The organism is Microcystis sp. M53598_WE2 (assembly GCF_030067735.1).
GTDB lineage: Bacteria > Cyanobacteriota > Cyanobacteriia > Cyanobacteriales > Microcystaceae > Microcystis > Microcystis aeruginosa.
This window is the reverse complement of record NZ_JASJFE010000761.1, coordinates 1-2,913: the sequence shown is the minus strand read 5'-3', so window position 1 is coordinate 2,913 and position 2,913 is coordinate 1. Positions and strand designations below refer to the sequence as shown.

The following is a 2,913-nucleotide window of genomic DNA, read 5'->3' as shown; positions in this document are numbered from 1 at the left end:
GCATTCGGATAAGAAATTTATGGTTTCAGCGATATGTTATTGCCCGAATGCTTCGCCCGTACAGGGATTTAATGGGGAGATTATCAGAATTGTATCACAGGGATGATAGGCTAAGGTTAGTGATAGATTATGCACGAATGCTTCGCCCGTACAGGGATTTAATGAGGAGATTATCATAATTGTATCACAGGGATAATAGGCGAAGGTTATTAGTTTATTGCCCGGGGTAGGGGCGAAGCATTCGGATAAGAAATTTATGGTTTCAGCGATATGTTATTGCCCGAATGCTTCGCCCCTACAGGTTATTCGTCCCCGCAGGTTATTTGTCCCCACAGGTTATTTGCCCCTACATTGGTTTGAATTTATTCAGATTGTTCTCGTCTTGTTCCCAATTTCGCGGATTATCAAGAATGTATTGCCGGATTTTTTGATAAGAATCTTCATTGCGAATGATATGTTCATAATAATTGCGCTGCCAAACTTTCATGTGATCGCCACATAAACGATTAATTTTACGACTAAAAATTGATTTGAAATTCTGCACAATAGCCCCCAAAGATTCCGGCATTGTACCGTGAGTATATTGAGAATCGTATTCGGTCTTTTCCAGATCATAATTTTGTATTACTATAATTCCATGAATATGATTGGGCATGACAATAAAAGTATCTAGTTCAATAAACTTAAAATGTAGAGGCAGTCTATACCATACTGCTTCAACAGTATCACCAAGTAAATTTCGCTCTATATTTCCTTCAACAATTTCACCAAATAGATACTGCTTCTGATAAGAACAAATTGTTAATAATAAGCTCCATTAAGTCTATAATCATAGCCTTTTAAGCGAATAGATTGTCGATGTTTTTGGGGTTCATTCATGGCGTGGAGGATGGTGGCGGTTAATTCAGTGATAAGCGATTCATCGGCAATCATCAAGAGTTGGGGATTGGTGGTAAGATTGTCAGAAAAGCGATCGCACTGTATAATCTTGATTGATAGATAAGCTAATTCTACTCACTTGAACTAAATCACTATGAATCAAAAACCGTACCAAGTAGAAGCATTTTGGGATCGAGAGGCGCAAGTGTGGGTAGCAGAGAGTGAAGATATTCCCGGATTAGTCACCGAAGCTGATACCATCGAAGCTTTAACAGCTAAATTACGACAGATGATTCCAGAATTATTACAACTCAATCATCTAATTACTCTTGAACCTCAAGCACCGATAACTTTTGAACTAATTAGTCATCGTCAAGAATCAATTGAGTGCGGTGTTTAGATGGCTACTTCTTTAACACCTGCATTAAAAAAACTGCTCTCAGCAGCTGGATGTTATTTTGAACGTCAAGGTAAAGGAGATCATGAAATTTGGTATAGTCCTCTGACAGAAAGAAGATTTGTAGTTGATAATACTATTAAATCACGCCATACTGCCAATGCAGTTTTGAAACAAGCCGGATTATCTAAATCATTTTGAACGCTGTAGAATCCTCATCCATATATAAGCTAATTCTACTCATAAGAAGAAGAATAATGTAATGCTTCAAGGCGATCTGCTTCGGCGGCTTCGGCTATAATTTCTGCTTCTATTGTTTCTTTGTTAGTATGATAGTAAGTTAGAGCGGCATAAACTTGTGCCAAAGAAAGATGAGGGATTTCATCGGCAATTTCTTCAGGACTATATCCTAACTTATACCAGATCACTATTCTTCGTACAGTAACAGCAGTTCCCGCGATAATAGGACAACCTCCATGAATTTTGGGATCGCTTTTTATGAAAGTGCCAATATTGATATCTGTGAACATAACTTTCTCTGATTCATTCTCAACTAATTAAACTACATAGGATTCTATGCTTTTATCACCATTCTAGCATGGCCTAAACATTGGTCGGGGTAGGGGATTGAATGGGGAGATTATCAGAATTGTATCACAGGGACGATAGCCGAAAAAAATAATAGTCAATCAAACAATCAAAAAAATCATAGTTTAGACGGGATTGGGTGCGTTGTTGATTCATCGGTTAAAATAAGAGTAATTTAGAATTAAGGATTGAGTTATGCCGCAACAAACCTGTGAAGCCGTCTTTGAAAATGGCGTTTTACGTCCTCTTAGTAATCTCCAACTCAATGAAGGACAGTGCGTTAAACTGACTATAGAATCGAATTCAATTTCCCAGCTTACTCCCCAAAAATGGTCAGAAACGGGGATAATCGCCCAGTTAACAGCAAATCCGATTAAAATTGAAGACTTCCATCCTCTTACCAGAGAAGAAGCGAATGAACGCTGGTGAATCTCAACCCTTCTTTATTGATTCTAATATTTGGCTGTATCGCTTCATTGTTAATTGTAGCGATCCTAATGCCATCCCTAAGCAACAAATAGCTACAAATATTACGAATCAAGAAAACTTGATAATTAGTACACAAGTTGTCAATGAGGTTTGCTCAAATTTAATCCGCAAAGCAGGGTTTAATAATTTACAAATCCAAAATCTACTTGAAGAATTGACACAAGGGTGTGAAATCTTACCTGTCTCCCTCGAAACGCTTGAGTATGCCGTGAAATTACGAGATCGCTACTTAATTTCATTTTGGGATAGCCTGATTGTTGCTAGTGCAGTTTTAGGCGATGCAACTATTCTCTACTCAGAAGATATGCAAGATGGTTTAATTATCAATAATAGCTTACAGGTTATCAATCCCTTTAAGGATTTAAACTCTTAAAAAGATCATTAATGATAACTATAGCGTTTATCATAAAAATGAAGTGTAACCTAATCTCGAAAAACTGCTTTTTTAGCCTCTTCTAAATCGTCATCACTGATCCCAACATCTTTCCATAAACCCTTAATTTGAGTCTGATGATGAATGACCATTTTTTTTAAGGCTTCTAATTCTTCCTGAATGACTT

At 37.1% G+C, this 2,913-nt stretch carries 7 protein-coding genes; 4 read left to right on the top strand and 3 right to left on the bottom strand.

Translation table 11 applies throughout. The annotated features are described in order from the left end of the window. Positions 1-346 precede the first annotated feature (346 nt). Both PX636_RS15570 and PX636_RS15565 read right to left on the bottom strand, forming a co-directional pair. On the bottom strand, positions 347-568 hold the full coding sequence (locus PX636_RS15570) for a transposase (RefSeq protein ID WP_288117750.1): 222 nt from the start codon (positions 566-568) through the stop codon (positions 347-349). A gap of 233 nt (positions 569-801) precedes the next feature. Next, on the bottom strand, positions 802-933 hold the full coding sequence (locus tag PX636_RS15565) for a hypothetical protein (protein WP_288117749.1): 132 nt from the start codon (positions 931-933) through the stop codon (positions 802-804). 100 nt (positions 934-1,033) lie between these two features. Between PX636_RS15565 and PX636_RS15560 the strand changes: the two genes are divergently transcribed. Further along, positions 1,034-1,279 carry a DUF1902 domain-containing protein gene (locus PX636_RS15560; protein ID WP_288117748.1) on the top strand — a complete coding sequence of 82 codons (246 nt, stop codon included), beginning with the start codon at positions 1,034-1,036 and terminating at the stop codon, positions 1,277-1,279. Continuing rightward, a complete protein-coding gene (locus PX636_RS15555) occupies positions 1,280-1,477 on the top strand; it encodes a type II toxin-antitoxin system HicA family toxin (protein WP_002799542.1) in 198 nt (65 codons plus the stop codon). Positions 1,478-1,512: 35 nt separating this feature from the next. On the opposite strand, the gene PX636_RS15550 is transcribed toward PX636_RS15555, so the two are convergent. Then, on the bottom strand, positions 1,513-1,806 hold the full coding sequence (locus PX636_RS15550; protein ID WP_149986317.1) for a DUF433 domain-containing protein: 294 nt from the start codon (positions 1,804-1,806) through the stop codon (positions 1,513-1,515). A gap of 253 nt (positions 1,807-2,059) precedes the next feature. Here PX636_RS15550 and PX636_RS15545 point away from each other — a divergent pair, with 253 nt between their 5' ends. After that, on the top strand, positions 2,060-2,293 hold the full coding sequence (locus PX636_RS15545; RefSeq protein ID WP_149986318.1) for an antitoxin family protein: 234 nt from the start codon (positions 2,060-2,062) through the stop codon (positions 2,291-2,293). Next, positions 2,280-2,726, top strand: a complete 447-nt coding sequence (locus tag PX636_RS15540) for a PIN domain-containing protein (RefSeq protein WP_002761289.1) — start codon at positions 2,280-2,282, stop codon at positions 2,724-2,726. The genes PX636_RS15545 and PX636_RS15540 overlap by 14 nt, the downstream gene beginning before the upstream one ends. Positions 2,727-2,913 lie beyond the last annotated feature (187 nt).

Excerpts from the sequence above, each read along its gene's own strand:
- PX636_RS15570 (WP_288117750.1), bottom strand. The coding sequence starts at position 568 with ATGCCGGAATCTTTGGGGGCTATTGTGCAGAATTTCAAATCAATTTTT.
- PX636_RS15565 (WP_288117749.1), bottom strand. The coding sequence starts at position 933 with ATGATTGCCGATGAATCGCTTATCACTGAATTAACCGCCACCATCCTC.
- PX636_RS15560 (WP_288117748.1), top strand. The coding sequence starts at position 1,034 with ATGAATCAAAAACCGTACCAAGTAGAAGCATTTTGGGATCGAGAGGCG.
- PX636_RS15555 (WP_002799542.1), top strand. The coding sequence starts at position 1,280 with ATGGCTACTTCTTTAACACCTGCATTAAAAAAACTGCTCTCAGCAGCT.
- PX636_RS15550 (WP_149986317.1), bottom strand. The coding sequence starts at position 1,806 with ATGTTCACAGATATCAATATTGGCACTTTCATAAAAAGCGATCCCAAA.
- PX636_RS15545 (WP_149986318.1), top strand. The coding sequence starts at position 2,060 with ATGCCGCAACAAACCTGTGAAGCCGTCTTTGAAAATGGCGTTTTACGT.
- PX636_RS15540 (WP_002761289.1), top strand. The coding sequence starts at position 2,280 with ATGAACGCTGGTGAATCTCAACCCTTCTTTATTGATTCTAATATTTGG.